The following is a 26,595-nucleotide window of genomic DNA, read 5'->3' on the forward strand; positions in this document are numbered from 1 at the left end:
TGGCGGCCCCCCGGAAGTCCGCCCTGGTGCGCTCCGGCGCAACCCTCCCGCCAGGCTGATCGCCATGACGTTCAGTCTACTGGCACACAAAAAACCTCAAGTTTCGCCAGCGATTGCCGATAGCACTCAGGTCAACTCCTGATCTGACCCAAGGAAGTGTTGTCGTGCTGATCGTGATCGGATTCGCCGTGGTGCTCATCTCCGTGTTCGGCGGCTACATGCTGTCCGGCGGCAGCCTCGGTCCCCTGTACCAGCCCACCGAGGTGTTGATCATCTGCGGTGCGGCGCTGGGCGCGTTCCTGGCTTCCAACCACGGCAAGGCGATCAAGGGCACCTTCAAGACCGCCTCCACCCTCAAGCGCAGCCTCAAGTACGACAAGGCGATGTACATGGAGGTGCTGGCCCTGCAGTACAAGCTGCTGGCCAAGGCGCGCCGCGACGGCATGCTGGCCATCGAGCGGGATATCGATAGTCCGGCCGAAAGCGCGGTGTTCGGCGAGCATCCGCAGCTGCTCGCCGATCCGATGATCATGAATTTTCTCACCGACTACCTGCGCCTGATGATCAGCGGCAACATGAGCGCCCACGAACTCGACGAGCTGATGCTCCACGAGATCGAGTCGTTCGAGCACGAGGCGCACATGCCGGCCGATGCTCTGACCAAGGTCAGCGACGGCCTGCCGGCCTTCGGCATCGTCGCTGCGGTGATGGGGGTGGTGAAGACCCTGAGCATGGCCGCCGGCGCACCGCCGGATCAGATGGGCATGATGATCGCACACGCGCTGGTCGGCACCTTCCTCGGCATCCTGCTGGCCTACGGCTTCGTCGCGCCGCTGGCCAGCCGCATCGACCGCCAGGTAGCCGAGGCGGTGAAGATGCTGCAATGCCTGCGCGTGACCCTGCTGGCCAGCGTCAACGGTTACGCGCCGCAGATCGCCGTGGAATTCGGCCGCAAGGCGCTGGACAGCATCGAGCGGCCGACAGCGATCGAGCTTGAGGAGCATGTGCGCAACCAGAAATCCGCGGCGGCCACCAGCGCGGAGGCCGCATGAGCGGCGAGCGTCCGATCATCATCATCCGCCGCAAGAAAGCGGCGCATGGCCATCACGGTGGCGCCTGGAAGATTGCCTTTGCCGACTTCATGACCGCGATGATGGCGTTCTTCCTGGTCATGTGGATTCTCGCCACGTCGAGCAAGGAAACCCGCGCTGCCGTCGGTGAATATTTCAGCACGCCGTTGCTGGTGGCGATGGCCGGGGGCGACAAGTCCAGCGCCAGCGACAGTGCGATTCCCGGTGGCGGCGACGACCCGAGCCATGTCGAGGGCGCGAAGGCGCGCATCGACTTCCGGGAGCGCACGCGCACCAGCGATGAGCAGGCGCGGCTGAAGAATCTGGAGAAGCGCATCGAGTCGGCCATCAATGCGGATCCGGTGCTGCGCGAGCTGCGTGCACAGATCCGCATGGATCTGACCCCCGAGGGCCTGCGTATCCAGCTGGTGGATACCGAGCAGCGGCCGATGTTCGAGGTCGGCAGCGCGCGGGTCGCCCCCTACATGCGCAGCCTGCTACAGACCATCGCGCCGCTGCTCAACGAACTGCCCAACAGCATCCAGATCGTCGGCCATACCGACAGCCGCCCCTATCCCGGTGGCGCGGCCGGCTACGGCAACTGGGAGCTGTCCAGCGAACGCGCCAATGCCTCGCGCCGCGAGCTGGTGACTGCCGGCCTGGCGCTGGACAAGCTGCTGCGCGTGGCCGGCATGGCCGATCGCATCCCGTTCGACGGCGTCGGGCCGGAAGATCCGATGAACCGGCGCATCGCCGTGATCGTTCTCGACAAGCGCACGGCCGCCGCAATCATGCAGCAGAGCTCCTTCGCCCTGGATCCGGACGAGGCCGCCGAGACCGTGCCTGCCACGCCCCCGCCTGCTGCCGAACCAACCCTCAAGCCTGAGTGAGCGCCCGCATGGATATCACGGATTTCTACGAAACATTCTTCGAGGAGGCCGCAGAGCTGCTGGGCGACATGGAGCGTCATCTGCTGGAGCTGGATATCGACAATCCCGACAGCGAGCAGCTCAACGCCATCTTTCGCGCGGCGCATTCGATCAAGGGCGGCGCGGGCACCTTCGGTTTCGAGGTGCTGCAGAAGACCACGCACATCTTCGAGAACCTGCTCGACCACCTGCGCCGCGGCGAACTGAAGCTGCGCCGCGATATCGTCGACACCTTCCTGGAAACCAAGGACATGCTGCAAGATCAGCTGGATGCCTACCGCAACAGCAGCGAGCCGGATGCGGAGGCCTTTGCGCGCATATGCCAAACCCTGCAGCAGCTTGCCCTGGAAGAGATCGGCCAGGCCTCGGCTGCCGCCGCCCATGTGCCGTCCCCGCCGCCTGCTGCGTCCCTGCCGGCGGCGTTGCCGGTGTTCGAGCCCGCGCCGGAACCGGCCGTGAGCGCCGAGGCCGGTGCCGGCGAGGCCCGCCTGTGCGTGGCCCTGCTTGGTGTCAGCGAAAAGGACCGCCTGTTGCTGGTCGACGAACTCAAGCAGTTCGGCACCATTCGCAGCGAGGGCGGCGATGTGCAGCGCTACGAGGTGGAGTTGCTGACGGGCGAGGATGCCGACGACATCGCCGCGGTGCTCTGCTTCATCGTCGAGCCCGAGCAGCTGGAAATCTGCGTGCTGGGCATCGTCGACAGTGCGGCGGCGGGGTCGGTCGCAACGGCGGCGCCGGCTGTGCTGGAGCCGATTGCGCAGCTGGTGGCTGCCTTTGCTGCGCCGCCGGCCAGCGTTGCCTCCGTGGCGCCTGCTGCACCTGCCGTGGCGCCGGCACCGGTGCCGTCCAGTGCTCCTGCCGCAGCGGCCGTTGCGGCAGTGCCTGCGCCGGCCGCGCCCGCCAAGGCTGCGCCGAGCAGTGCCGCCGCGGCCAAACCCGCCGCGGCCAGCGCCGAATCCAGCAGCCTGCGCGTGCCGGTGGACAAGGTCGACCAGATCATCAACCTGGTCGGCGAACTGGTCATCACCCAGTCGATGCTCGAGCAGACCGCCAGCCAGCTCGACCATGGCGTGCACAGCGAGCTGATCAACAGCATGAACCTGCTCAAGCGCAATGCGCGTGACCTGCAGGAAGCGGTGATGTCGATCCGCATGGTGCCGATGGACTACGTGTTCAGCCGATTCCCGCGCCAGGTGCGCGACCTGGCGGCCAAGCTGGACAAGGAAGTCGAGCTGGTCACCGAGGGCAAGTCCACCGAGCTGGACAAGAGCCTGGTCGAACGGATCATCGACCCGCTCACCCACCTGGTGCGCAACAGCCTGGACCACGGCATCGAGTCGCCGGAGCGGCGCGAGGCCGCCGGCAAGCCGCGCACCGGGCGGCTGACCCTGTCCGCCCAGCACCAGGGCGGCAACATCCTCATCGAGGTGCGCGACGACGGCGCCGGCCTCAATCGCGACAAGCTGTTGGCCAAGGCGCGTAGCCAGGGCCTGGCGGTGACTGACAACATGCCCGACGACGAGGTCTGGCAACTGATCTTCGCGCCCGGCTTCTCCACCGCCGAGCAGGTCAGCGACGTGTCCGGGCGCGGCGTGGGCATGGACGTGGTGCGCCGCAACATCCAGTCCATGGGCGGCCATGTGCAGATCCTCTCGCGGCTGGGGCAGGGCACTACCATCCGTATCGTCCTGCCGCTGACCCTGGCGATCCTCGACGGCATGTCGGTCCGCGTCGGCAGGGAAATCTTCATCCTGCCGCTCAGTGCGGTGATCGAGTCGCTGCAGCCGCGCAGCGAGGATCTCTACTCCATGGCCGGCACCGACCTGCTGCTCAAGGTGCGCGACGAGTACCTGCCGGTGGTGGCCCTGCATCAGGTGATGGATGTGGCCGCTGCGCGCACCGCGCCGACCGAAGCGATCACCGTGATCGTGCAAGGCGAGGGCCGCCGCTATGCGCTGCAGGTGGACGACCTGATCGGCCAGCAACAGGTGGTGGTGAAGAATCTGGAAACCAACTACCGCCGGGTGCCGGGGATCTCCGCGGCCACCATCCTCGGCGATGGCAGTGTCGCGCTGATCCTCGATGTCGGCGACCTGCAACGCCTCAACCGCAGTCAATCCGCCGCCCGCGATCCGCGCAGCGCCGTTGCCCCCCTTCAGGAGGTTATCTAGCCATGTCCTTCAGCCATCCGTCCGACCCTGCGGCCCTCGAAGCCCAGACCCGCGAATTCCTGGTGTTCTCGCTGGGTGACGAGGAATACGCCATCGACATCCTCAAGGCCCAGGAGATCCGCGGCTACGAGAACGTCACCCGGATCGCCAGCGCGCCGCCGTTCATCAAGGGCGTCACCAACCTGCGCGGCGTGATCGTGCCCATCGTCGATCTGCGCATCAAGTTCAACCTCGACCGCGTCGAGTACGACGGCCAGACGGTGGTCATCGTCGTCAACGTGGCCGGCCGGGTGGTTGGCGTGGTGGTCGACGGCGTGTCCGACGTGCTCAGCCTGACCCCCGAGCAGATCAAGCCGGCGCCGGAGTTCGGCCTGTCGCTGTCCTCCGACTACCTCAGCGGCCTGGCCAGCCTGGAGGACCGCATGCTGGTGCTGGTCGACATCGACCGCATGCTCACCAGCGAGGAAATGGCGCTGGTGGAAAAGACCGCGGCCTGACCACGGCAAGCGGAGCGACGACCCGGCGCGCGCGGCTATGTCGCGCCGCTGGGCCATCAAGATTTGCCCTGGGATTGCCGATAGATGAACAGGCCGGGCGGGACTGTGCCGCGGCGGTGGGTCGGCGATCCATAAGCATAAGAAAAGACACTACGGGGTTTATGGGATGCGCAATCTGACGACGAGCCAAAAACTGTGGGGCACGCTGATTGCGGCCTGGCTGGCGATGCTGGTGCTGATGTTCTGGAGCGCCTGGGTGACCCGCAGCGTGATGTTCGAGGAGCGCAAGGCCAAGGTGGAAAGCCAGGTCGAGATTGCTCTCTCGGTGCTCGGCGACGTCGCTGCGCAGGTCGAGCGCGGCAGCATGAGCCTGAAGCAGGGGCAACTGCATGCCGCCGAGCTGATCAAGAGCATGCGCTACGACGATGGGCGCGGCTATTTCTTCGTCTTCGACGACAGCGCCGTTGTGGCTCACCCGACCATCGCCAGCGGTACCTCGGTGGATGGCTTCAAGGACGCCGACGGTCGGCGCCTGTTCGCCGAGATGGCCGTAGCGGTCAAGGCCGGACAGGGCCGGGCGTATTTCGACTACCGCTGGAAACATGCCAACGGCACCGAGGCCGAAGACAAGCGCTCCTACCTGAGAGGCTTCCAGAGCTGGGGCTGGTACATCGGTACCGGCACCTACATCGCCGACATCAACCATATGTTCATCCGCAAGCTGATCCAATCGGGCTTTGGTCTGCTGCTGGTCGGTGTGCCGCTGTCGCTGCTGATGGGTTGGGTGATCCGCGACCTGCTCGGCCGTCTGGGTGGCGATCCGCGCTATGCCGTGGACGTGGCCCGGCAGATTGCCGAGGGCGACCTGAGCAAGGCGCCGCGGCTGCGGGCGGGGGATACCCAGAGCCTGCTGGCGGACATGAACCGCATGCGCGAATCGCTCGACCACACCATTGGCGACATCAGCCGCAGCGCTCGTGAAGTGCAGATCGAGTCCGAGGAAATCAGCGCGGGTAATGCCGAATTGGCGGCGCGCACCGAGCAGCAGGCCGCCGCCCTGGCGGAAACCGCCTCGACCATGGAGCAGCTGACCGCCACGGTGCGGCAGAACGCCGAGAGCGCCGACCAGGCGCGCCGCCTGGCCGCCAACTGTGCCGACAACGCACGCAAGGGCGGTACGGCCATGGAGCAGGTAGTCGACGCCATGACGGCGATCCAGTCCAGCGCCAGCCAGATGTCGAGCATCGTCGACACCATCGACGCGATCGCTTTCCAGACCAACATCCTTGCCCTCAATGCCTCGGTCGAGGCGGCGAGGGCCGGCGAGCAGGGCCGCGGCTTTGCCGTCGTGGCCGGCGAAGTGCGCAAGCTGGCCAGCCGCAGCGCCGAGGCGGCGCACGAGATCAAGGGCTTGATCGACGGCTCCGGCGGTCAGGTGCGCACCGGCAACGAGCGGGTGCGCCAGACCGGCGAACTCATCCGCGGCATGGTCAGCGACATGGGGCGGCTGAACACCCTGATCGGCGAGATCTCCTCTGCCTCGGCTGAGCAGAGTCATGGCATCGAGCAGGTCAGCGTGGCGGTGGCACAGATGGACCAGATGACCCAGCGCAACGCCGGCATGGTGCAGGACAGTGCGCAGGCTGCGCTGCGCCTCAGCCAGCAGAGCGTGCGCCTGAACCAGCACGTGGTGCGCTTCGTGATCGCCGATGACGAAGCTGGCCAGCGTTCCCGGGTGGCGGCCAACGAGCGCCGCAGTGCGTCTTTCGAGCGTTCGGCCAGTGCCGAGCAGAGCGAGGCCGCCTGGGTTTGACGGTATGACTGCGAGGTCTGCCGGCATGCGGCAGGCGCCAGCGATGAGGAGAGCAAGGTGAAACTACTGAACGACATGACGGTGCGGCTGAGCTGGAACCTGGTGCTGGGACTGTTCGCCGTGCTGGTGTGCAGCCTGAGTGCTCTTGGCTTGTACAGCCTCGGCTTCGCCGAGCAGACCATCGCGGCGCTGCAGCAGGCCGGCCAGCCGGAGGTCTTCGCCGGGTTCGCCAGTGTCATGCGCTGGATCATCGTCATGATCCTGCTGGTGTCGGCGGCCAGCATCGTCGCGGTGATCTGGGGCGTGAACCTCAACGTGATCCGTCCGTTGCACCGGGTCGTGGCGCATTGCGAGCAGATCGCAGCCGGCAATCTCGCCGAGGCCATCGAGCGCGGCAACGCCAACGAGATCGGCCAGCTGTTCACCTCGCTGGGCAATATCCAGCAGCGCCTCACCGCTACCGTCGGCACCGTGCGGCACAGCAGCCAGCTGATCCACGACGGCGCCCAGGAAATCGCCGAAGGCAACCGCAACCTGTCCTCGCGCACTATCGAACAGGCGGCGGCCCTGGAAGACACGGCCTCGAGCATGGAGCAGCTGACTTCCACGGTCGGCCAAAATGCCGACAACGCGCGCCAGGCCAGCCAGCTGGCGGCCACCGCTGCCCAGGCCGCGCAGCGCGGCGGCGAGGTGGTGAACGAGGTGGTCAGCACCATGGGCGAGATCAGCAGCAGCTCGCACAAGGTCGCCGAGATCATCAAGCTGATCGACTCGATCGCCTTCCAGACCAACATCCTCGCCCTCAATGCCTCGGTTGAGGCGGCGCGCGCCGGCGAGCAGGGGCGTGGCTTTGCCGTGGTCGCCGGCGAGGTGCGCAGCCTGGCCAGCCGCAGCGCCGATGCCGCCAAGGACATCCGTACCCTGATCGGCGAGTCGGTGGCGCGGGTCGAGACCGGCAGCAGTCTGGTCGGCCAGGCCGGCAACGCCATGCAGGAAATCGTCCAGGCGGTGCAGAAGGTCGCCGACATCATGGACGAGATCGCCGCGGCCTCGCAGGAGCAGAGCAACGGCATCGGCCTGGTCAATCAGGCGGTCACCCAGATGGATCAGGTCACCCAGCAGAACACCGGACTGGTGCAGGACTCTGCCCGCTCGGCGAGCGATCTGGTTGGCGAAGCCCAGCGCTTGCGCGAGGCGGTCGAGGTGTTCCGCATCGCCCAGCAACAGTCGCAGCGACCGCCGTCACGGCAGTCGGCAGCCGACTCCTGGGCGCGCCAGCAGTACGAGAGCGCCGAGCGCGAAGTGGCCGTGCAGGTTCGCCCTGCTGCGCCGCAAGGCGCAACCAAGCCCTCGAATACGGACGACGACTGGCAGACGTTCTAACCCGTAACCAGCCCTGACAGCCCCACAACAATAAAAAGCCTGTCCCATCCATGGAGAGTCCGAATGCGCAACAACCAGCCGGTCACCCAGCGCGAGTACGAGTTGGCGGATGACACCTTCCTGATTTCGCGAACCGATCTCCAGGGGCGGATCACCTACGCCAATCCGACCTTCATCAGGGTCAGTGGCTATTCCTGGGAAGAGCTGCATGGCGCCAACCACAACCTGGTACGCCATCCGGACATGCCGCCGGTGGCCTTCGCCAACCTGTGGGAAACCATCAAGGGTGGCCACTCCTGGAACGGGCTGGTGATGAACCGGCGCAAGAACGGCGACCACTACTGGGTGCGCGCCAACGTCACGCCGACCGTCGAGGACGGTCAGGTGGTCGGCTATACCTCGATTCGCCGCAAGGCGACCCGCACCGAGGTCGAGACGGCCAGCGAGGCCTATCGGCTGATTCGCGAGGGGCGTGGCAATCACCTGGGCCTCGACCGCGGCAGCCTGGTGCGACGCGGCCCGGCCGGCTGGCTGGCGCGTCTGCAGACGTCCTCGATGCGCTTTCGCCTGGGCCTGATCCAGTTGATCGCCGTGCTGATGGTGACCGGCAACAGTGTGTCGTTGGTGACCAAGTACCTCGAGGGCCGTGCTGGCCTGGAGATGCTGGCCGAAGGGGGCATGGCCGTGCTCGGTGTGCTGTTGCTGGTCATGACTCATCGTGCCGGGCGGGTGTTGCTACGCGGCCTGGAGGCATCGGCCGACTACATGGCGCAATTGGCCGCGGGCAACCTCGATGTCCGCCTGAGTCACAGCCGGATCAGCGAGATCGCCCTGCTGATGCGCTTCCAGGAGGCTCTGCGCAAGAGCGTGCGCGGCATCTCCATCGACGTGAACAACAGCGTCAGCTCGCTGGCGATGGCGGTGGATGGCATTGCCAGCGGCAACGAGGAGCTATCCTCGCGCACCGAACAGCAGGCCGCTTCGCTGCAGCAGACCGCGGCAAGCATGGAGGAGCTGACCGCCACCGTGCAGCAGAACGCCGGCAACGCGCGGCATGCCAGCCAGCTGGCCAGCGACGCCTCCAGCAGCGTGCGCGAGAGCGGCGAGGTGATGGGCCGGGTAGTCGGCACCATGGGCGAGATCACTGCGACCTCGCGCAAGATGACCGAAATCATCAACGTGATCGACTCGATCGCTTTCCAGACCAACATCCTCGCCCTCAACGCGTCGGTCGAGGCGGCGCGCGCCGGCGAGCAGGGCCGCGGCTTTGCCGTGGTGGCCAGCGAGGTGCGCAACCTGGCCAGCCGCTCGGCCGAGGCCTCCAAGGAGATCCGCGGCCTGATCGTCAGCTCCTCCCAGCAGATCGACGAGGGCGCCCAACTGGTGCAGCGCGCCGAGCTGAGCATCGAGGGTGTGGTGGCCGCGGTGACCAAGGTCAACGACATCATGGGCGAGATCGCTGCCGCTTCTGCCGAGCAGAGCAGCGGCATTGCCTTGGTCAATCAGGCCGTGGCGCAGATGGACGACGTGACCCAGCGCAACGCCGGTCTGGTTCAGCGCGCGGCGCAGGCCTCGGCCGAGCTGCATGGCCACCTGGAGGATGCCCTGCGCACCATGGGCGTGTTCCAGCTGGAGGGCCAGCAAAAGAAGGCGCTGGTGTCGCCACCGCGGCGCGCGGCGGCCGATCAGGCGTCCGGGCGCATGGCAGTCCCGGCGCAGAAAACTACAACGGCCCGGCGCAGCAACGCCGAGGCGGTCGAGGAGTGGAGCGAGTTCTGAGGGGTTCGATAAACACGGAGGTTTCGCATGGAGTGTCTCCGGACGCGATTCAACGCCGACCGCTGCGGGTTTTCCCCGCCGCAGGCGGCTGAACACTAAATTCGCCGGCGACCAGCCGGCCGGCAACACCCGTGGAGCAAGTCTGTATGCGTAACAACCAGCCGGTCACCCAGCGCGAGTACGAGCTTCAGGACAGCGATTTCCTGATTTCACGTACTGATCTCAAGGGCCGGATCGTGTATGCCAACCCCGCCTTCATCCAGGTCAGCGGTTATGACTGGGAAGAGCTGCACGGCGCCAACCACAACCTGGTACGCCATCCGGACATGCCGCCGGCGGCCTTCGCCAACCTGTGGGAAACCATCCAGCAGGGCCACGCCTGGAACGGCCTGGTGATGAACCGGCGCAAGAACGGCGACCACTACTGGGTACGCGCCAACGTCACGCCGACCGTCGAGGATGGTCGGGTGGTGGGCTACACCTCGGTGCGCTCGAAGCCGAGCCGCAGCGAGATCGATGCGGCGAGCCAGGCCTATCGGGCGATCCGCGAGGGGCGCGGCACGCTTCTCGGCCTGGATCGGGGTCGCCTGGTGCGCCGTGGGCCGCTCGGCTGGCTGGTTCACCTGCGTCGGCCGTCCCTGCGGGCCCGGTTGTGGAGCATCATGGCCGCCGCCGGCTTGGTGGTCGTCGACAGCAGCACCGACCTGGTCCTCGCCCTTATGAACGGGGCAGGGCCGGCGGATCTGGTCGAGGAGGCGGGTATGGCGCTGGTCGGCCTGTTCCTGCTGGTTCGCATGGTGCGTACCGGCCGCACGGTGCATCGCGCGCTGGAGGGGTCGGTCCATTACATGGCGCAGTTGGCCGCCGGCAATCTGGAGGCTCGCCTGGCCGACTGCCAGATCAGCGAAATGGCCGAGCTGATCCGCTTCCAGGCGGCGGTGCGCAACAGCGTCACCAGCATCGCCCGTGACGTTAACCGCAGCGTCAACTCGCTGTCGGTGGCGGTGGAAGAGATTGCCCGCGGCAACGAGGAGTTGTCCTCGCGGACCGAGCAGCAGGCCGCTTCGCTGCAGCAGACCGCGGCGAGCATGGAGGAGCTGACCGCCACCGTACAGCAGAACGCTGGCAACGCCCGTCACGCCAGCCAGCTGGCCAGCGACGCCTCCAGCACCGTACGCGAGAGTGGCGAGGTGATGGGGCAGGTGGTGGGCACCATGAGCCAGATCACCACGACTTCGCGCAAGATGACCGAAATCATCAACGTGATTGACTCGATCGCCTTCCAGACCAACATCCTCGCCCTCAACGCCTCGGTCGAGGCGGCGCGCGCCGGCGAACAGGGTCGCGGCTTTGCCGTGGTGGCCAGCGAGGTGCGCAACCTGGCCAGCCGCTCGGCCGATGCCTCCAAGGAGATCCGCGGGCTGATCGTCAGCTCCTCGCAGCAGATCGACGAGGGCGCCCAGCTGGTGCAGCGCGCCGAGCAGAGCATCGAGGGCGTGGTGGCGGCGGTGACCAAGGTCAACGACATCATGGGCGAGATTGCCGCGGCCTCCGACGAGCAGAGCAGCGGCATTGCCCAGGTCAACCAGGCCGTGGCGCAGATGGACGACGTGACCCAGCGCAACGCCGGTCTGGTGCAGAGCGCGGCCAAGGCATCGGCCGACCTCGAGGGCTACCTGACCGATGCCCTGCGCACCATGGGTGTGTTCCGTCTGCGCAGCCAGCCGGCCCAGGCGTCGGCCCAGGCGCCACGCCGCGAGGTCATGGGCGAGCGCCGCGTCGAGCCGCGTGCCCCGGCCACGCCCCCAGCCACTGCCCCGGCCGCTCGCCGCGAAGCCCCGGCGGTCGAGGAGTGGAGCGAATTTTGACAACTCACAGGGAATAGGTCATGAGCAATCCGATGACCGCTGAAGCCGTATCCAGCACCGCCTTTGGCCGCGACCTGATCCTGACCGATGGGGATTTTCGCCGCATCTGTCAGCTGATCTACGACCGTGCCGGCATCGTGCTTGCCGACAACAAGCGCGAGATGGTCTACAGCCGTCTGGCCAAGCGTCTGCGTCTGCACGGCATGAGCCATTTCGGCGAATACCTCGACCGTCTCGCGCGCCAGCCCGGCGCGCGGGAGTGGGAGGCGTTCACCAATGCGCTGACCACCAACCTGACCGCGTTCTTCCGCGAGGCGCACCACTTCCCGTTGCTGGCCGCCCATGTGGCCGGTCGGCGCGAGCCGGTGCGGGTGTGGTGTGCGGCGGCCTCGACCGGCGAGGAACCCTACTCGATCGCCATGACCCTGAGCGAGGCACTCGGCCCGCAACTGGCCAGCCAGTCGCGGGTGATCGCTACCGATATCGACAGTGATGCCCTGGGCAAGGCGAAGACCGGAGTCTATCCGCTCAAGCAGGTACTGGAGATGGGCGAGGAGCGGGCACACCGTTTCTTCCTGCGTGGCAGCGGCGAGCGTGTTGGCCTGGCGCGGGTGCGTCAGGAGTTGATGAACATGGTCGAGTTCCGCCAGCTCAACTTGCACGACGCGCAATGGAACATCAGCGGCCCCTTCGACGTGATCTTCTGCCGAAACATCATGATCTACTTCGATAAACCGAGTCAGGCGAAGATCCTCAAGCACTTCGTGCCGTACATGAAGCCGGATGGCCTGCTGATCACCGGCCACTCGGAAAACTTTTCCTACATCAGCGACGACTTCGTGCTGCGCGGGCAGACCGTATACACCCTGCGTTCCGCCGCCCGGCCTAAAGACTGAAGCTCAGCGGCCGATAAGACTTCCAATGCCGCTGTGAACTACATCACGGCTGCCCGCCGCGGGCGGTATTGCCGCCTCTTTCACCCTGGCGTGAGAGAGGCGCCCGGCGGCAGGCCAGCGAGCTGAACGCGAAGGAGAGCAGCTTGAGTGTCCCCAAGATCAAGGTTCTGTGCGTCGACGATTCGGCGCTGATACGCGACCTGTTGCGCGAGATCATCAACTCGCAGCCGGACATGGAAGTGGTGGCGGTGGCCGCCGACCCGCTGGTGGCGCGCGACCTGATCAAGCAGCACAACCCCGACGTGCTGACCCTCGACGTGGAAATGCCGCGCATGGACGGCCTCGACTTCCTCGACCGCCTGATGCGCCTGCGGCCGATGCCGGTGCTGATGGTGTCGTCGCTGACCCAGGCTGGCTCGGAAGTCACCCTGCGCGCGCTGGAGCTGGGCGCGCTGGACTTCATCGCCAAGCCACAAATGGGTATCCGCCACGGCATGCTCGACTACAGCGAGCTGATCGCCGACAAGGTGCGCGCCGCCGCCCGTTCGCGGCCACGCCAGTCGGCCCCCGCCACTGCGCCGCGTCCGCCGGTACTCAAGGCGCCGCTGATCTCCAGCGAGAAGCTGGTGATCATCGGTGCCTCCACCGGCGGCACCGAGGCGATCCGCGCCGTGCTCGAGCCGCTGCCGGCCAACAGCCCGGCGATCCTCATTGCCCAGCACATGCCGGGCGGCTTCACCAAGTCGTTCGCCGAGCGCCTCAACCGCCTGTGCAACATCGCCGTCAAGGAAGCCGAGGATGGCGAGCGCATCCTGCCGGGGCATGCCTACATCGCCCCGGGTACCGCGCATCTCAAGCTGGTACGCAGCGGCGCCAACTATGTCGCGCGCCTCGACGACGGCCTGCCGGTGAACCGCCACCGCCCGTCGGTAGACGTGCTGTTCCGCTCGGCGGCGGAAAGCGCCGGACGCAACGCCATCGGCGTGCTGCTCACCGGCATGGGCCGCGACGGCGCCCGCGGCCTGCTGGAGATGCGTCAGGCCGGCGCCTTCACCTTCGCCCAGGATGAGGCCAGCTGCGTGGTGTTCGGCATGCCCCGCGAAGGCATCGCCATGGGCGGTGCCTGCGAGGTGGTAGCGCTGGAGCAGATGGCCGAGCGGATTCTCAAGCAGGTAGCGGCTTCCGGTCGAGCGCAGCGGGTTTGAGTGACGAATCGTAAGTTCGAGTTGAGGAAGGCAGCGATGTTGCGACACATACGGGGTAAAAGCATTCAGGCGACGGTGAACCGGGCGGTGGCGGTTTTCCTGTTGCTGCTGCTGACGGTATCCGGCCTGGGCGTGCTGAGCAGCCATAGCGCCAAGCTGGAGATCGAGCGGATCAATCGCATCGCCGTCGACCAGTCCGACTATGCGCAGACCGCCGACCGCAACCGCCTGAACGCGATGATCGCGATGATCACCTACGAGCGCCTGCAGGGCAGCCGCCAGGCCGACGAGGCCAGCAAGCGCAAGTTGCTGGAGGAGATCGACGAGCACATCGGCAAGTCCGCCGACTATCTCGAGCGCTTCCAGAAGATGCCCGTACTGGTGTCCGATGAGGGGCGCATGGCTGTCGAGCGCTACCAGGCCCAGCTGGGGCTGATGGTCGACCTGCTGCGCCAGCAGAGCGCGGCGCTGCGCAAGGGCGACCTGGACGTCTACCGCAGCCTGGAGAAGCGCGTGCTCGGCCAGGAGCAGCCGGTGCTGGAAGAGGCGATGGTCGATCTGTTCGCGTTCTTTTCGCGCTTCGCCAATGCCGAAATGAAGCGCTACGAAGAGTCGCTGCAACTGTATGCGCTGCTCGGCGGCCTGGCGCTGGGCTGCTCGATTCTCGTTCTGCTGCTGCTGCGCGCCATGCTGTTCGGCCGGGTCGTGCGCCCCATCGAGGAAGCGGTGGTACATCTGCAGCGCCTGGCCAAGGCCGACCTGTCGCAGACGGTGCAGGTCAGCGCCGATAACGAGGTCGGTCACCTGCAGCAGGCGATGCGCGACATGCAGGACAACCTGCGTGAAATCGTCGGCACCGTGCGCGCCAGCAGCGCGGCCATCTACGAGGGCGCCCAGGAAATCAGCCGCGGCAACGTCGACCTGTCGTCGCGTACCGAGCAGCAGGCCGCCTCGCTGCAGGAAACCGCGGCGAGCATGGAGCAGATGACCTCCACTGTGCAGCAGAACGCCGACAACGCGCGCACCGCCAGCGCGCTGGCCAGCGACGCCTCCAACACCGTCGGCAAGGGCCGCGAGGTGGTCGCCGAGGTGGTCGACACCATGCAGGGCATCGCCGCCAGCTCGCAGCAGATCGCCAGCATCATCAACGTGATCGACTCGATCGCCTTCCAGACCAACATCCTCGCTCTCAACGCCTCGGTGGAGGCGGCGCGCGCCGGCGAACAGGGCCGCGGCTTCGCCGTGGTGGCCGGCGAGGTACGCACGCTGGCCGGGCGCAGCGCCGAGGCGGCCAAGGAGATCAAGACGCTGATCGAGGACTCCACCCTCCGTGTGGAGGAAGGTTCGCAGCTGGCCGAGCAGGCCGGGCGGACCATGGTCGACATGGTCGCTGCGGTGCGGCGGGTGACCGACATCATCGACGAGATTTCCGCCGCCTCGCAGGAGCAGAGCGACGGCATCGGCCAGATCAATGTGGCCATCGCGCAGATGGACGAGGTGACCCAGCAGAACGCCGGGCTGGTGCAGCAGGCCACCACCGCGTCCTCCGCGCTGGACGAGGAGGCGCACCGTCTGGAGCAAGCCGTGGCGGTGTTCCGCCTCGGCCATGAAACGGCGGCCCGCGCCGTCGCCGGGCCGCCGCAGGCGGTGCGCCGGGCGGAGGCTGCGGCCGACGCCGAGTTTGCGCAGGCGGCGCCGAGCCGCCGGCAGAGTGCTCCGGCCAGTGCGCAGGAGCAGTGGGAAGAATTCTGAGCCGGCGGGCGCGAGCCCGGCGGACAGTGAGCAATCAGGGCGTTGCCGGCGCAGTGATGTGACGGCGCACCGAATCGACAAGCGCCATGACACGACGAGGAAAGACGATGGCCGACAAGAACATGAGCATGCTGGTAGTGGACGACTTTCCGACCATGCGCCGGATCGTGCGCAGTCTGCTCAAGGAACTGGGCTTCAACAATGTGGAGGAAGCCGAGGACGGCCAGGACGCCCTCAACAAGCTGCGCTCAGGCAAGTTCGAGTTCGTGGTTTCCGACTGGAACATGCCCAACCTCGATGGCCTGGACATGCTCAAGCAGATTCGTGCCGACGACAGCCTCAAGCACCTGCCGGTGCTGATGGTGACCGCCGAGGCGAAGAAGGAAAACATCATCGCGGCGGCCCAGGCCGGTGCCAACGGTTATGTGGTCAAGCCGTTCACTGCTGCGATCCTGGAAGAAAAACTCAACAAGATCTTTGAGAAGCTGGGCAAGTAATCGACGCCCCGAGGAGACAGCGCTATGAGCGGTGACGCACAGCAAGCAGCGGCCAACTGGGACGTGGCCCCCGACGAACTGATCCAGCGCATCGGCCAACTGACCCGCATGCTGCGTGACAGCATGCGCGAGCTCGGTCTGGACAAGGAGATCGAGAAGGCGGCCGAGGCGATTCCCGATGCCCGCGACCGCCTGACCTATGTGGCATCGATGACCGAACAGGCCGCCGAGCGGGCGCTCAATGCCATCGATCGTGCCCAGCCGCTGCAGGACGATCTGGCCAAGGGTGCCAGCGCCCTGGACCAGCGCTGGGAGGCGTGGTTCGCCAACCCCGTGGAGCTGGAGGAGGCCCGCGAGCTGGTCAAGGATACCCGCGGCTATCTGGCCGAGGTACCGCGCCATACCCAGGCGACCCAGCGCGAACTGATGGAAATCCTCATGGCGCAGGACTTCCAGGACCTCACCGGTCAGGTCATCAAGAAGATGAACGAGGTGATCCGCGAGATCGAGCACCAGCTGATCCAGGTGCTGATCGAAAGCGTGCCGGACGGCAGCGAGGCGATCATTCTCAAGCGCCTGGCCGAGAGCGAGTGGGAGCCGGAGAAGCCCAAGCAGCTGCTCAACGGCCCGCAGGTCAAGCCGACCGCCGGTGATGCGGTGGTCAGTCAGGATCAGGTCGACGACCTGCTCAACCAGCTGGGGTTCTGATCCTGCCGGGATCGGTCAACGTGATTCACAGGTTCTCTGAATGATATTTGCCAGCAGGAAACAGGCGGCGCAGCGCGCAGCGGCCGAGCAGGAGGCTCGCAAGTTGCTGGAGGATATCCAGCAGCTCGAGCAGCAATTGCAGTCTGCCGACCAGACCCGGGACGGGCTGAGCCACGTCTATGCCAGTCACCTCAAGGGCAGCGGCATGCTCGAGGTGGTGCGCCAGAGCATTGCTGAGCGCGCCGAGGCGCTGGTCGAGGAGCGCAAGGAGCTGAAGAAGCTGGGCGAGGTGTTCGGCGATGCGCGCAGTGCGGTGAGTGCGCTGGACAGCCGCTCGCAGCGCATCAACGAGCATGCCCAGAGCAGCACGCGCAGCGCCGAACTGCTCGACCACGCGGCCGGCAGCATCAAGGGCCTGGTGGCGAATATCCAGAAGATCACCGACCAGACCAACCTGCTGGCGCTCAATGCCGCCATCGAGGCGGCGCGGGCCGGCGAGGCCGGGCGCGGCTTTGCCGTGGTGGCAGGCGAGGTGCGCCAGCTGGCGCAGCGTGCCGGCGTGGCCACGGCGCAGATCGATGCGCTGGTCGGCGAGATCGTCGAGCAGATCGCCAGCATCCGCGATGCCGTGCTGCTGACCCAGGACAGCGCCACTGAGGTCTCGGCGTCCTCGCTGCAGATCAACGCGGTGGTCGGTGTGATGATCGAGCGCTCCGAGCATCTGCAGCAGATCATTCGCGACACCACCACGACCTCTTTCCTGAATGCCACCAAGCTCGATCATGCCGTGTGGAAGAATCAGGTCTACCGGCACATCCACAACGCCGAGTTTGGCGTGCAGCTGACCTGTCATACCGAATGCCGCCTCGGCAAATGGTATTTCCAGGGCTACGGTGCCCGGCACTATGCCCATGTCCACAGCTTCCAGGCGCTCGATGCACCGCACCGCGAAGTGCACGAAGCCGGGCAGCGTGCCCTGCAGGCCGGGTATGCAGGCGACCTGCAGGGCATGCGCGAGGCGCTGGAGCAGATGGAAGAGGCCAGCATGGTGGTGGTCAACTGCATTGACGAGTTGATGCGCCAGCTCTGAGTGCCGGCACGCCGGGGCGGTACAGGCCAGCGCCCGCGGCGCGATAAACCGGCGAATTTTCGCGTTGTTTCGTCGATTGCCGACCGCCTTGCGGTCGCACAATGCCTTTTTGCCCGTATGAGTCGCCGCAGGCGCGCACAAGGCCATGGCTGACGACAGCAGCGATCAGGACGACAAGACAGAAGCGGCGACACCCCGGCGCCTGGAGAAGGCGCGCGAAGAGGGGCAGGTCGCCCGTTCCCGCGAATTGAGCACCTTCCTGCTGCTGGCTGGCGGGGTAGGCGGACTGTGGGCGATGGGCAGCGTGCTGTACGCCCAGCTCGGCCTGGTGGTGGAACAGTCGTTCCTGTTCGAGCGCCGCGTCGCCTTCGACCCGGCGGTGATGGTCGCGCACTTCGTGAGTCTGACCCAGCGCGGCCTGTTCGCCCTGCTGCCGCTGATGATCCTCCTGCTGCTGATCGCCCTGGTGTCGCCGATGCTGCTCGGCGGCTGGCTGCTGTCGGCCAAGTCGCTAGCCCCGCAGTTTTCCCGCCTCAACCCGATCAAGGGGCTTGGGCGGCTGTTCTCCACCCACGCGCTCGCCGAGCTGGCGAAGGCGCTTGCCAAGGCGCTGCTGGTCGGTCTGGTGGCGGTGAAGTTCATCTCCGGGCATGTGGGCGAGATGATGGCGCTCATGGGGCAGCCGCTGTCCCAGGCGCTCGCCAATGCCTTGCACCTGGCTGCGCTGGCCTGCGCCTGGTGCGTGCTGACGCTGGTGCTGGTGATCGGCATCGACGTGCCCTACCAGCTGTGGAGCCATGCCAAGAAGCTGCGCATGAGCAAGGAGGACCTGCGCCAGGAGCACAAGGAGTCCGAAGGCGATCCACACGTCAAGGGCCGCATCCGCGCCCAGCAGCAGGCGGTGGCGCGGCGGCGAATGATGAGCAAGGTGCCGACTGCCGACGTGATCGTCACCAACCCGACCCACTATGCGGTGGCGCTGGCCTACGAGGACGGCAGCATGGGCGCGCCGCGGGTGGTGGCCAAGGGCACCGAGCTGGTGGCCGCGCGCATCCGCGAGCTGGGCCGCGAGCACGCTGTGCCCTTGCTGGAGGCGCCGCCGCTGGCCCGCGCGCTGTACCGCCATGTGGATCTCGACAAGGAGATCCCCGCCGAACTGTATACCGCCGTGGCCGAGGTACTGGCCTGGGCCTACCGACTCAAGCGCGTGCGCGAGGAGGGCGGCGAGCTGCCGCCGACGCCGCACGACCTGCCGGTACCGGCCGAACTCGATGAACCTGACCGGCGCGACAAGCCCGAGGAATCCCCATGAATGCACTGACCGACTGGCTGGGGCGCGCCGGTCTGGGCGGCAACGGCCAGATGAAGCTGCTCGCCGGCCCGCTGCTGATCATCATCATCCTGTCGATGATGATCCTGCCGTTGCCGCCGTTTGCCCTCGACCTGTTCTTCACCTTCAACATCGCCCTGTCGATCATGGTGCTGCTGGTCAGCATGTTCACCCAGAAGCCGCTGGACTTCGCCGCCTTCCCGGCGATCCTGCTGTTCACCACGCTGCTGCGCCTGTCGCTCAACGTCGCCTCGACCCGGGTGGTGCTGATGCACGGCCATGAGGGGGGCGATGCGGCGGGCAAGGTGATCGAGGCGTTCGGCCACTTCCTGGTCGGCGGCAACTTCGCCGTGGGCCTGGCGGTGTTCCTGATTCTGGTGATCATCAACTTCATGGTGATCACCAAGGGTGCCGGGCGCATCGCCGAGGTGGGCGCGCGCTTCACCCTCGACTCGATGCCCGGCAAGCAGATGGCCATCGATGCCGACCTCAACGCCGGCCTGATCGGCGAGGAGGAGGCGCGCAAGCGCCGCCGCGAGGTATCCCAGGAAGCCGACTTCTACGGCTCGATGGACGGTGCCAGCAAGTTCGTCCGCGGCGATGCGGTGGCCGGCCTGGTGATCATGGTGGTCAACGTGCTCGGCGGCCTGCTGATCGGCATGCTGCAGCACGACCTGCCGTTCGCCCAGGCGGCGGAGACCTACACCCTGCTGACCATCGGCGACGGCCTGGTGGCGCAGATCCCGGCGCTGGTGATCTCCACCGCCGCCGGCGTCACGGTATCGCGGGTCAACACCGACCAGGACGTCGGCCAGCAGATGATCGGCCAGCTGTTCGCCAATCCCAAGGTGCTGTGGCTGGCGGCCGGCGTGCTGGGCCTGCTCGGCCTGGTGCCGGGCATGCCCAACCTGGTGTTCCTGCTGTTCACGGCGCTGCTCGGCGGCCTGGCCTGGTGGCTGACCCGCCAGGGCGAGGAACAGCTGCTGGAAAAGGCGGCGAACCCCGAGTTGCCGCCGCCGGCCGAGGCGCCCGAGGCCAGCTGGGACGACGTGCAGCTGGTGGATACCCTGGGTCTGGAGGTCGGCCACCGGCTGATCCCGCTGGTCGACCACCGCCAGCACGGCGAGCTGCTCGGACGGATCAAGAGCGTGCGCAAGAAGTTTGCCCAGGAGGTCGGTTTCCTGCCGGCAGTGGTGCATATCCGCGACAACCTCGAGCTGGGCGCCAATACCTACGTGATCCGTCTCAAGGGCGTCGAGGTCGGTCGCGCCGAGCTGCAGCCGGGCAAGTGGCTGGCCATCGACCCCGGCCAGGTGTCCGGCAAGCTGGAGGGGCAGGCCACCACCGACCCGGCCTTCGGGCTGCCGGCGGTGTGGATCGACCTCGAGCAGCGCGAGCTGGCCCAGGTCTACGGCTACACCGTGGTGGATGCCAGTACCGTGGCGGCCACCCATCTCAACCACCTGCTGCACCGCCACGCCAGCGACATGCTCGGCCGCCAGGAAGTCCAGCAGCTGCTCGACAAGCTCGGCGAGGACAACAAGGCGCTGGTCGAGGAAGTGGTGCCCAAGGCCATCAGCCTCACCACCCTGCAACGCATCCTGCAGAGCCTGCTGGAGGAGGATGTGTCGATCCGCGACATGCGTACCATCCTCGACACCCTGGCCGAACATGCCAGCGCGCAGAGCGATGCCCAGGATCTGGTCGGCGTGGTGCGCGTGGCCCTCGGCCGGGCGATCACCCAGCAGTGGTTCGCCGGCCAGGGCGAGCTGCGCGTGATTGGCCTCGACGCTGGCCTCGAGCAGGTGCTGGCCCAGGCGATGAACAACGGTGGCGCGCTGGAGCCCGGCCTGGCCGGCAACCTGATGCAGCTGGCCGAAACTGCTCTCGGCCGCCAGGAAGCCAACGGCGATGCGCCGGTTCTGGTGGTCCAGCACCGCCTGCGCGCCTTGCTGGCGCGCTTTCTGCGCCGGCGCCTGCGCCACCTGGTGGTGATGTCGCTGGCCGAGATTCCCGATGACCGTATGCTGCGCGTGACCAGCCTGATCGGAGGCAACAACTGATGAGTGTCAGACGTTTTGTCGGAGCCAACAGCCGCGAGGCGATGCGCCAGGTGCGCGCGGCGCTGGGCGAGGATGCCCTGATCCTGTCCAACCGCACCACGGCCGAGGGTGTGGAGATCCTCGCCATGGCCGACGACGAACACCAGCGGCTGGTGCCCGAGCCGGCCGCGGTTCAGGCTCCCGTGGCACGCCCGGCGCCGTCGCCAGCGCCGCTGGATCTGCCCCCCGGTATGCGCCAGCCGCCGTCGCTGCCGCCGGCAGGCTTTGCCGCCCAGCGCGCCGCCGCCTACCAGCGCACCCAGGAGGATAGCGCGGCGGCCGCTGCCGTGGCGGCCACTGCCGCACCGCAGCCTGTGGCTCCCGCAGCGCCAGCGGTGGACTTCGCCGCCCTCGGCGAGCTGCTGCTCGGCGAGATGCAGGGCATGCGCGAACTGCTCAACCGGCAGATGACCCCGGCCGCCAGCGCGGACAGCGGTGCCGGCCGCCTGCGTCAGCTCTTGCTGCTGGCCGGCTTTGGCGTCCACCTGTGCGACGAGATCCTCGCCGCGCTGCCGGCCGAACTGGGCAACGCCACGGTCAACGATCCGGCTGCCCGCGCCTGGCTGGAGCGCCAGCTGGCCGCGCGTCTGCCGGTGACGGACGACGATAACGATCTGCTCGACGCGGGTGGCGTGCTGGCGCTGGTTGGCCCCACCGGCGTGGGCAAGACCACCACCACCGCCAAGCTGGCGGCGCGCTACGTGATGCGCCACGGCAGCGGCCAGGTCGCCCTGCTCAGCACCGACAGCTACCGGATCGGCGCCCACGAGCAGCTGCGCATCTACGGCCGCCTGCTCGGCGTCGAGGTGCAGGCGCTGCCCGCCGAAGCGGCGCTGGACGCGGTGCTGGCGCAGCTGGCCGGCAAGCGCCTGGTGATCATCGACACCATCGGCATGAGCCAGCGCGACCAGCGCCTGATCGGCCAGATCGCCCAGCTCGGCGGCGCCGGCCATGCGGTGCGCCTGATGCTGCTGCTCAACGCCGCCAGCCACGGCGACACCCTCGAAGAAGTGGTCTCCACCTACCAGCGTGCCGCGCGCGCCGCAGGCAGTCGCCTCGACGACTGCATCGTCACCAAGAGCGACGAGGCCGCCCGGCTCGGCCCGGTGCTGGACATCCTGATCCGCCACAACCTGCGCCTGCACTACCTGTCCAGCGGTCAGCAGGTGCCCGAGGACCTGCATCCGGCCGCGGCGCCGGCGCTGGTGCGCCAGGCCCTGGCCGCCAGCCAGGTTTCGCCCTTCGTGGCCGCCGACACGACAGCACCGAGCGCCCCCGGCCCGCGCCTGGAAGCCCTGTCGCGCGGCCTGCTCGGCCACGGCCGGGCGATGGCCGCGGCACTGGACAGCCTGCGCCGCGAGGTCGATGGCTTTGCCCTGCTCGAAGCCGCCTGGCAGCTGGCGGCGCTGCCGCGCAGCCTGCAGGGCGAGCGGCTGGCCGACCTGCTCGCCGCCAGCCCGCCAGCCGATGCCGGCCTGCTGCTGTGGGGGCGCACCGGCGCACAGCCGGGGCAGACCTGGCAGATGCCGCTGCTGACGTTCGACGCCCAGGGTCGCCTGCAGGCCCGCCCGTGGCTGGCTCACCAACTGCCGGCCGGCGCCACGGCGCGGCTGGAGTGGGCCGCCCAGCAGTGGCCGCAGGCCGAGCACCTGCTGGCGGCCAGTCCGGAACCGGCCACCCTGCGCGCCCTGGCGGCGCAAGGCGGCGCCTGGCTGGCGGCGGCCAAGGGCAACAGCCGGGTCGACTACCTCGGCGAGCGCTACGCGCTGCAGACCCTGGCCGAGATCGCCATGCCGCAGGCCAGCCTGGCCTGCCGCTACCGCAGCCACGGTGTGCAGCTCGAGCTGAGCCTGCTGGACGTCGGCCTCGATGCCGGTCGCGAGCGCGGCCAGCACAGCGGCGCCTGGCCGCTGCAGGCCTGGTTCGGCCAGTTGCACGACCTCGACAGCGGCCGGCCGCCTATGCAGCGGTTCTGGCTGGCCAGCAGCGCCATGCCGGGCGAGCAGGGGCTGCAACAGCAGCAGGATCTGCTGCTGCGCCAGCTGCAGAGCGACGACCTGGCCAGCCTGGCCGGCCGTGCCTGGCTCAGCCTGGAAGGGCTGCTCGCTCCCCTGCAGGCCGAGCTGCGCCTGTTCCTCGTTGCCGGCCTGGCCGCCACTGCCAGCCACCTGGAGCGGGCCGAGGGTGACTGGGCCATGGATGTGCGTGCCCAGCTGCTCAGCCTGGCCGGCGGTCGCCGCCAGCGCAGCGCCCAGCAGCAGCTGGATGCGCTGCTGCACCTGCTGGCCGCCCGCGACACCTTCCGCCAGGTGGCCGGCAGCGCAGCCGGCGTGTATTGATGCCGAGAGGCGATCAGGCCGCCGGCCTGCGCCGCTGGGCCGAGCAGTTCGGTCCGGTCGGCGCTGCGCAAGTCAGCGTCGAGGCGGCGCCCGTCGAGCGCGCCGTGGAGCCGGTCACCCTGCTGGTGATCGGTGTGCCCGGGTCGCCGCGCAGCCAGACCCGCCGGGTACAGGCGACCCTGGCGCGCTGGCAGGCCAATGGTCATCGCTGGGTCGGCGACCTGGCGCGCTGGAAGGTGGTGGCGCTGGAAGCGGACAGCCCGCATCTGGCCGTGCTGGCCAGCCAGCAGTCGCGCTGGGCGCTGTGGGTCGATGACGACGCCGACGGCTTTCGGCGTGCCTACCGCGCCCTGCGGTTGCTGCGCGAACAGGGCGGGCCGCAGCGCCTGTTGGTGCTGCACAGCGGTATCGCCAGCCACGCGGGTTTGCTGCGTAACCTGCAGCAGGCGGCGGACGGCTTTCTCGATACCCAGTTGCTGCTGCTGCCCGAGGTGCCGGGGGGCGTAGGTTGATCCGCCTGGCCATGCTGGTCGCCCTGCTCGGCGGGCTGCCGGCCGTCCAGGCGGCTGCCGCAGAGGGAGCCTCCGGCAGTTGGCAGGGCAGGGCGCCGGCCCTGCTGGTTGCTCGCAGCGACCGTGCCACCTGTGCGCAGCCACTGACACCTCCCGTACTGGCCAGGGGCCGCCAGCTGGCCAGCCTGCACTGGCAGTTCAGCTCGCCGCCTGACGCACCGCTGCTTGCCTGGCTGTGTCATCCGCAACATTGCACCGCACTGTCCGGTAACCGCGGGCGCACCCGTGCGCTGGCCGGTCTGGATGCCGGCCAGCCCCTGCAACTGTGCTTCCGTCTGCCCGCTGCCGGCCCCGGCTTGCGGCTGGCAGATCTGCAGTTGCTGGTCGAGTACCGCTGACTGCTGACTGCTGACTGCTGGCCGTGGCGGGGCGCCACTGGTGGGTGTTGGCTGGCTGCTTTTAGTCCAGTGCGGCGCCCATGGCTAGGCCATGACTCGCCGCGGCAGCTGATCCGACAACACCCCCGGGGTCGATCAGAAGGTTTCCCACTCCTCCACTTTCTCGGCCTGGCGTGGCCTGGCGCGCTGCAGTTCGGACGCCTGAACCACGGCCGGTGCAGGCCGCTCGGTGTGTGCCGCAGGAGCTGGCGGCAGGTCACGCTGGCCGGTCTGGAAAATGGTGATTGCCTGGGCTAGATCCTGCACCTGATCGTTGAGGTTGCGCGACACGTGCTTGGCATGTTGCACCATGCCGGAGTTCTTCTGCGTCACGGTATCCAGCTGGACGATTGCCTGGCCGATCTGCGCGATGCCCGAACTCTGCTCGGCCGAGGCCGCGGAAATCTCGGCCATGATGTCGCTGACCTTGGTTACCGAGTTGATGACCTCGTCGATCGACTGCTCGGCGGTATTCACCAGGGTCACGCCATCGGCGATCTCAGTGGTCGAATTGGCGATCAGCTCATGGATTTCCTTGGCCGCTGCCGCCGAACGACCGGCCAGGTGGCGCACTTCGGTGGCGACCACCGCGAAGCCGCGGCCATGATCGCCGGCCCGTGCCGCCTCGATGGAGGCGTTGAGGGCGAGGATGTTGGTCTGGAAGGCAATGGCGTCGATCAGACCGATGATTTCGCTCATCTTCTGCGAGGATTCGGCGATCACCTCCATCTTGTTGACCAACTGGTGCATCACCTCGCCGCTTTCGCGTACCGACGCCGAGGCCTGCTCGGAGAGCTGGTTGGCGTGGCGCGCATTGCTGGCGTTCTGTTCCACCGTCGAGGTGATCTGCTCCATGCTCGCCGCGGTCTGCTGCAGGGAAGCGGCCTGGTCCTCGGTGCGTGCTGCCAGCGCGTCATTGCTGCCGGCGATATTCCCCGAGGCCTGCGAAACATTGTCGATGCCGCGGTTCACGTCGCTGGCGATGCTGGTCAGGCTCTTGCGCATGATGTCCATCAGCTGGGCCAGGCTACCCAACTCGCTGCGGCCGAAGTCGGGCAGGCGCGCGCTCAGGTTGCCGGCGGCAATCTGCGAGTTGAAGTGCATTGCCTCCTCGATCGGCCGGGCGATCGAGCGCGCGGTGCCGTAGCCGAGGAGCGCCAGGATCAGGGCGAAGGTGGCGAGGATCATCAGCGCCAGTTCGGTCGGGAAGACGCCGGCACCGCTGCCGAGCAGATAGCTGGCGATGAGCATGCCGATGGCGATCATTGCATTGACATGGCTGCGCAGGCGCAGCGAGGCCAGGTTGATCCGCGCCAGCATGCCGGCCAGGCCCTGGCGACGCAGCTCGCCATCGATCAGGGTATAGCCCGGATTGCGCCCGGCGTTGATGTCGGCATAGACGCGCTCGGCCAGAGCCGCCTGCTGGGCGTCGACCTTGGTGCGCACCGAGGCATAGCCGACAAGGTTGCCGCCCTCGTAGTACGGAATGACGTGGGCTTGTACCCAGTAGTATTCGCCATTCTTGCGACGGTTTTTGACTACGCCGTTCCAGGCGCGTCCGGCCTTGATGGTGTCCCAGAGGTTCTGGAAGGCGGCGCGCGGCATCTGCGGGTGGCGGACGATGTTGTGATCGGCACCCCGCAGCTCGCCCCACGAGAAACCGCTGACCTCGATGAAGGCTGGGTTGGCGTAGGTGATCCTGCCGGACAGATCCGTCCTGGAAATCAGGAAGTCATCGTTGCTGAGGTTATATTCGCGGGCGTTGAAATTATTGCTGCTCATGAGTTCCAGCCATAAGGTAATTAAGTATGGTTTCAAGCCAGGGTTGCATGCGCTGTGGTTTCCCTGTCTGCGTCATGTAATGGGCAGGGGTGTACCCAGTACTGAGCGCTGCGGCGTATCTGTGTCAGGGTGCTCCAATGGTTTCGATTGGAGTGCCCGGTTTGGTTGCCGCGATACTCATCTGGTAATGGTCTGGCGAGCCACTTTCGAGCGCTGTTTTTAGGTGGCGATTCATCAGGCGCCTATTGCCGTTATATGGGCGAAGAACAGCAGTTGTTCTGTTCAAAGCCAGTGCGTCTAATTGCGCACTAAGGAAGGTCTGAAATAGCCCTCCCCATTCGCGACAGACCTGCTCGGCAGGCCAAAATCGGGCTACTTCATCCCCCTGGACTCAGTTTCCTGCCCCCGAAGAGCATTTGCCGGGGGCTTCCCCTG

The 26,595-nt window shown here is 67.2% G+C and carries 20 protein-coding genes; 19 read left to right on the plus strand and 1 reads right to left on the minus strand.

Annotated elements, in window-relative coordinates; genetic code table 11:
• Window positions 1-164 precede the first annotated feature (164 nt).
• From motA to KRX52_RS05705, 19 genes are all read left to right on the plus strand, one after another.
• The gene (gene motA / locus KRX52_RS05615) at window positions 165-1,052 is read left to right on the plus strand and encodes a flagellar motor stator protein MotA (protein WP_217680235.1); all 888 of its coding nucleotides are present in this window, start codon (window positions 165-167) and stop codon (window positions 1,050-1,052) included.
• Window positions 1,049-1,960: a flagellar motor protein MotB gene (gene motB, locus KRX52_RS05620; protein WP_217680237.1), complete on the plus strand. Its 912-nt coding sequence runs from the start codon at window positions 1,049-1,051 to the stop codon at window positions 1,958-1,960. The genes motA and motB overlap by 4 nt, the downstream gene beginning before the upstream one ends.
• A gap of 8 nt (window positions 1,961-1,968) precedes the next feature.
• Complete coding sequence (gene cheA / locus KRX52_RS05625; RefSeq protein ID WP_217680238.1) at window positions 1,969-4,170, plus strand: chemotaxis protein CheA; 2,202 nt, start codon at window positions 1,969-1,971, stop codon at window positions 4,168-4,170.
• Between the two features lie 2 nt (window positions 4,171-4,172).
• Window positions 4,173-4,667 (plus strand): chemotaxis protein CheW, encoded by a 495-nt coding sequence (locus KRX52_RS05630; RefSeq protein WP_217680240.1) that lies wholly within the window; start codon window positions 4,173-4,175, stop codon window positions 4,665-4,667.
• 166 nt (window positions 4,668-4,833) lie between these two features.
• Window positions 4,834-6,480, plus strand: coding sequence for a methyl-accepting chemotaxis protein (locus tag KRX52_RS05635; protein WP_217680242.1), 1,647 nt, complete (start codon window positions 4,834-4,836; stop codon window positions 6,478-6,480).
• Between the two features lie 57 nt (window positions 6,481-6,537).
• Window positions 6,538-7,863 carry a methyl-accepting chemotaxis protein gene (locus KRX52_RS05640; RefSeq protein WP_367890524.1) on the plus strand — a complete coding sequence of 442 codons (1,326 nt, stop codon included), beginning with the start codon at window positions 6,538-6,540 and terminating at the stop codon, window positions 7,861-7,863.
• A gap of 63 nt (window positions 7,864-7,926) precedes the next feature.
• Window positions 7,927-9,642, plus strand: a complete 1,716-nt coding sequence (locus tag KRX52_RS20920) for a methyl-accepting chemotaxis protein (protein WP_217680244.1) — start codon at window positions 7,927-7,929, stop codon at window positions 9,640-9,642.
• A 146-nt stretch (window positions 9,643-9,788) separates the two neighbouring features.
• Entirely contained in the window at window positions 9,789-11,510 is a 1,722-nt protein-coding gene (locus KRX52_RS20925) for a methyl-accepting chemotaxis protein (protein WP_217680249.1), read from the plus strand.
• Between the two features lie 20 nt (window positions 11,511-11,530).
• The gene (locus tag KRX52_RS05655; RefSeq protein ID WP_437439688.1) at window positions 11,531-12,406 is read left to right on the plus strand and encodes a CheR family methyltransferase; all 876 of its coding nucleotides are present in this window, start codon (window positions 11,531-11,533) and stop codon (window positions 12,404-12,406) included.
• 143 nt (window positions 12,407-12,549) lie between these two features.
• On the plus strand, window positions 12,550-13,611 hold the full coding sequence (locus KRX52_RS05660) for a protein-glutamate methylesterase/protein-glutamine glutaminase (protein WP_217680250.1): 1,062 nt from the start codon (window positions 12,550-12,552) through the stop codon (window positions 13,609-13,611).
• Window positions 13,612-13,647: 36 nt separating this feature from the next.
• Window positions 13,648-15,363, plus strand: coding sequence for a methyl-accepting chemotaxis protein (locus KRX52_RS05665; RefSeq protein WP_254797417.1), 1,716 nt, complete (start codon window positions 13,648-13,650; stop codon window positions 15,361-15,363).
• A 107-nt stretch (window positions 15,364-15,470) separates the two neighbouring features.
• Window positions 15,471-15,860: a chemotaxis response regulator CheY gene (cheY, locus tag KRX52_RS05670; protein ID WP_136491549.1), complete on the plus strand. Its 390-nt coding sequence runs from the start codon at window positions 15,471-15,473 to the stop codon at window positions 15,858-15,860.
• A 24-nt stretch (window positions 15,861-15,884) separates the two neighbouring features.
• Entirely contained in the window at window positions 15,885-16,568 is a 684-nt protein-coding gene (cheZ, locus tag KRX52_RS05675) for a protein phosphatase CheZ (RefSeq protein WP_217680251.1), read from the plus strand.
• A 40-nt stretch (window positions 16,569-16,608) separates the two neighbouring features.
• Window positions 16,609-17,658 carry a methyl-accepting chemotaxis protein gene (locus tag KRX52_RS20930; protein WP_217680252.1) on the plus strand — a complete coding sequence of 350 codons (1,050 nt, stop codon included), beginning with the start codon at window positions 16,609-16,611 and terminating at the stop codon, window positions 17,656-17,658.
• Between the two features lie 145 nt (window positions 17,659-17,803).
• Window positions 17,804-18,970, plus strand: coding sequence for a flagellar biosynthesis protein FlhB (gene flhB / locus KRX52_RS05685; RefSeq protein ID WP_217680254.1), 1,167 nt, complete (start codon window positions 17,804-17,806; stop codon window positions 18,968-18,970).
• Window positions 18,971-18,987: 17 nt separating this feature from the next.
• Entirely contained in the window at window positions 18,988-21,051 is a 2,064-nt protein-coding gene (gene flhA / locus KRX52_RS05690) for a flagellar biosynthesis protein FlhA (RefSeq protein WP_437439689.1), read from the plus strand.
• Entirely contained in the window at window positions 21,051-23,429 is a 2,379-nt protein-coding gene (flhF, locus tag KRX52_RS05695) for a flagellar biosynthesis GTPase FlhF (protein ID WP_217680258.1), read from the plus strand. The genes flhA and flhF overlap by 1 nt, the downstream gene beginning before the upstream one ends.
• Window positions 23,429-23,941 (plus strand): hypothetical protein, encoded by a 513-nt coding sequence (locus KRX52_RS05700; RefSeq protein WP_217680260.1) that lies wholly within the window; start codon window positions 23,429-23,431, stop codon window positions 23,939-23,941. Before flhF ends, KRX52_RS05700 begins: the two co-directional genes overlap by 1 nt.
• Window positions 23,938-24,339 carry a flagellar protein FlhE gene (locus tag KRX52_RS05705; protein WP_254797418.1) on the plus strand — a complete coding sequence of 134 codons (402 nt, stop codon included), beginning with the start codon at window positions 23,938-23,940 and terminating at the stop codon, window positions 24,337-24,339. Before KRX52_RS05700 ends, KRX52_RS05705 begins: the two co-directional genes overlap by 4 nt.
• Window positions 24,340-24,474: 135 nt before the next feature.
• Here the strand turns inward: KRX52_RS05705 and KRX52_RS05710 are convergent, their stop codons facing one another.
• Window positions 24,475-26,160, minus strand: coding sequence for a methyl-accepting chemotaxis protein (locus KRX52_RS05710; protein WP_217680261.1), 1,686 nt, complete (start codon window positions 26,158-26,160; stop codon window positions 24,475-24,477).
• Between the last annotated feature and the right edge of the window lie 435 nt (window positions 26,161-26,595).

This window comes from Geopseudomonas aromaticivorans, assembly GCF_019097855.1.
Taxonomy (GTDB): domain Bacteria; phylum Pseudomonadota; class Gammaproteobacteria; order Pseudomonadales; family Pseudomonadaceae; genus Geopseudomonas; species Geopseudomonas aromaticivorans.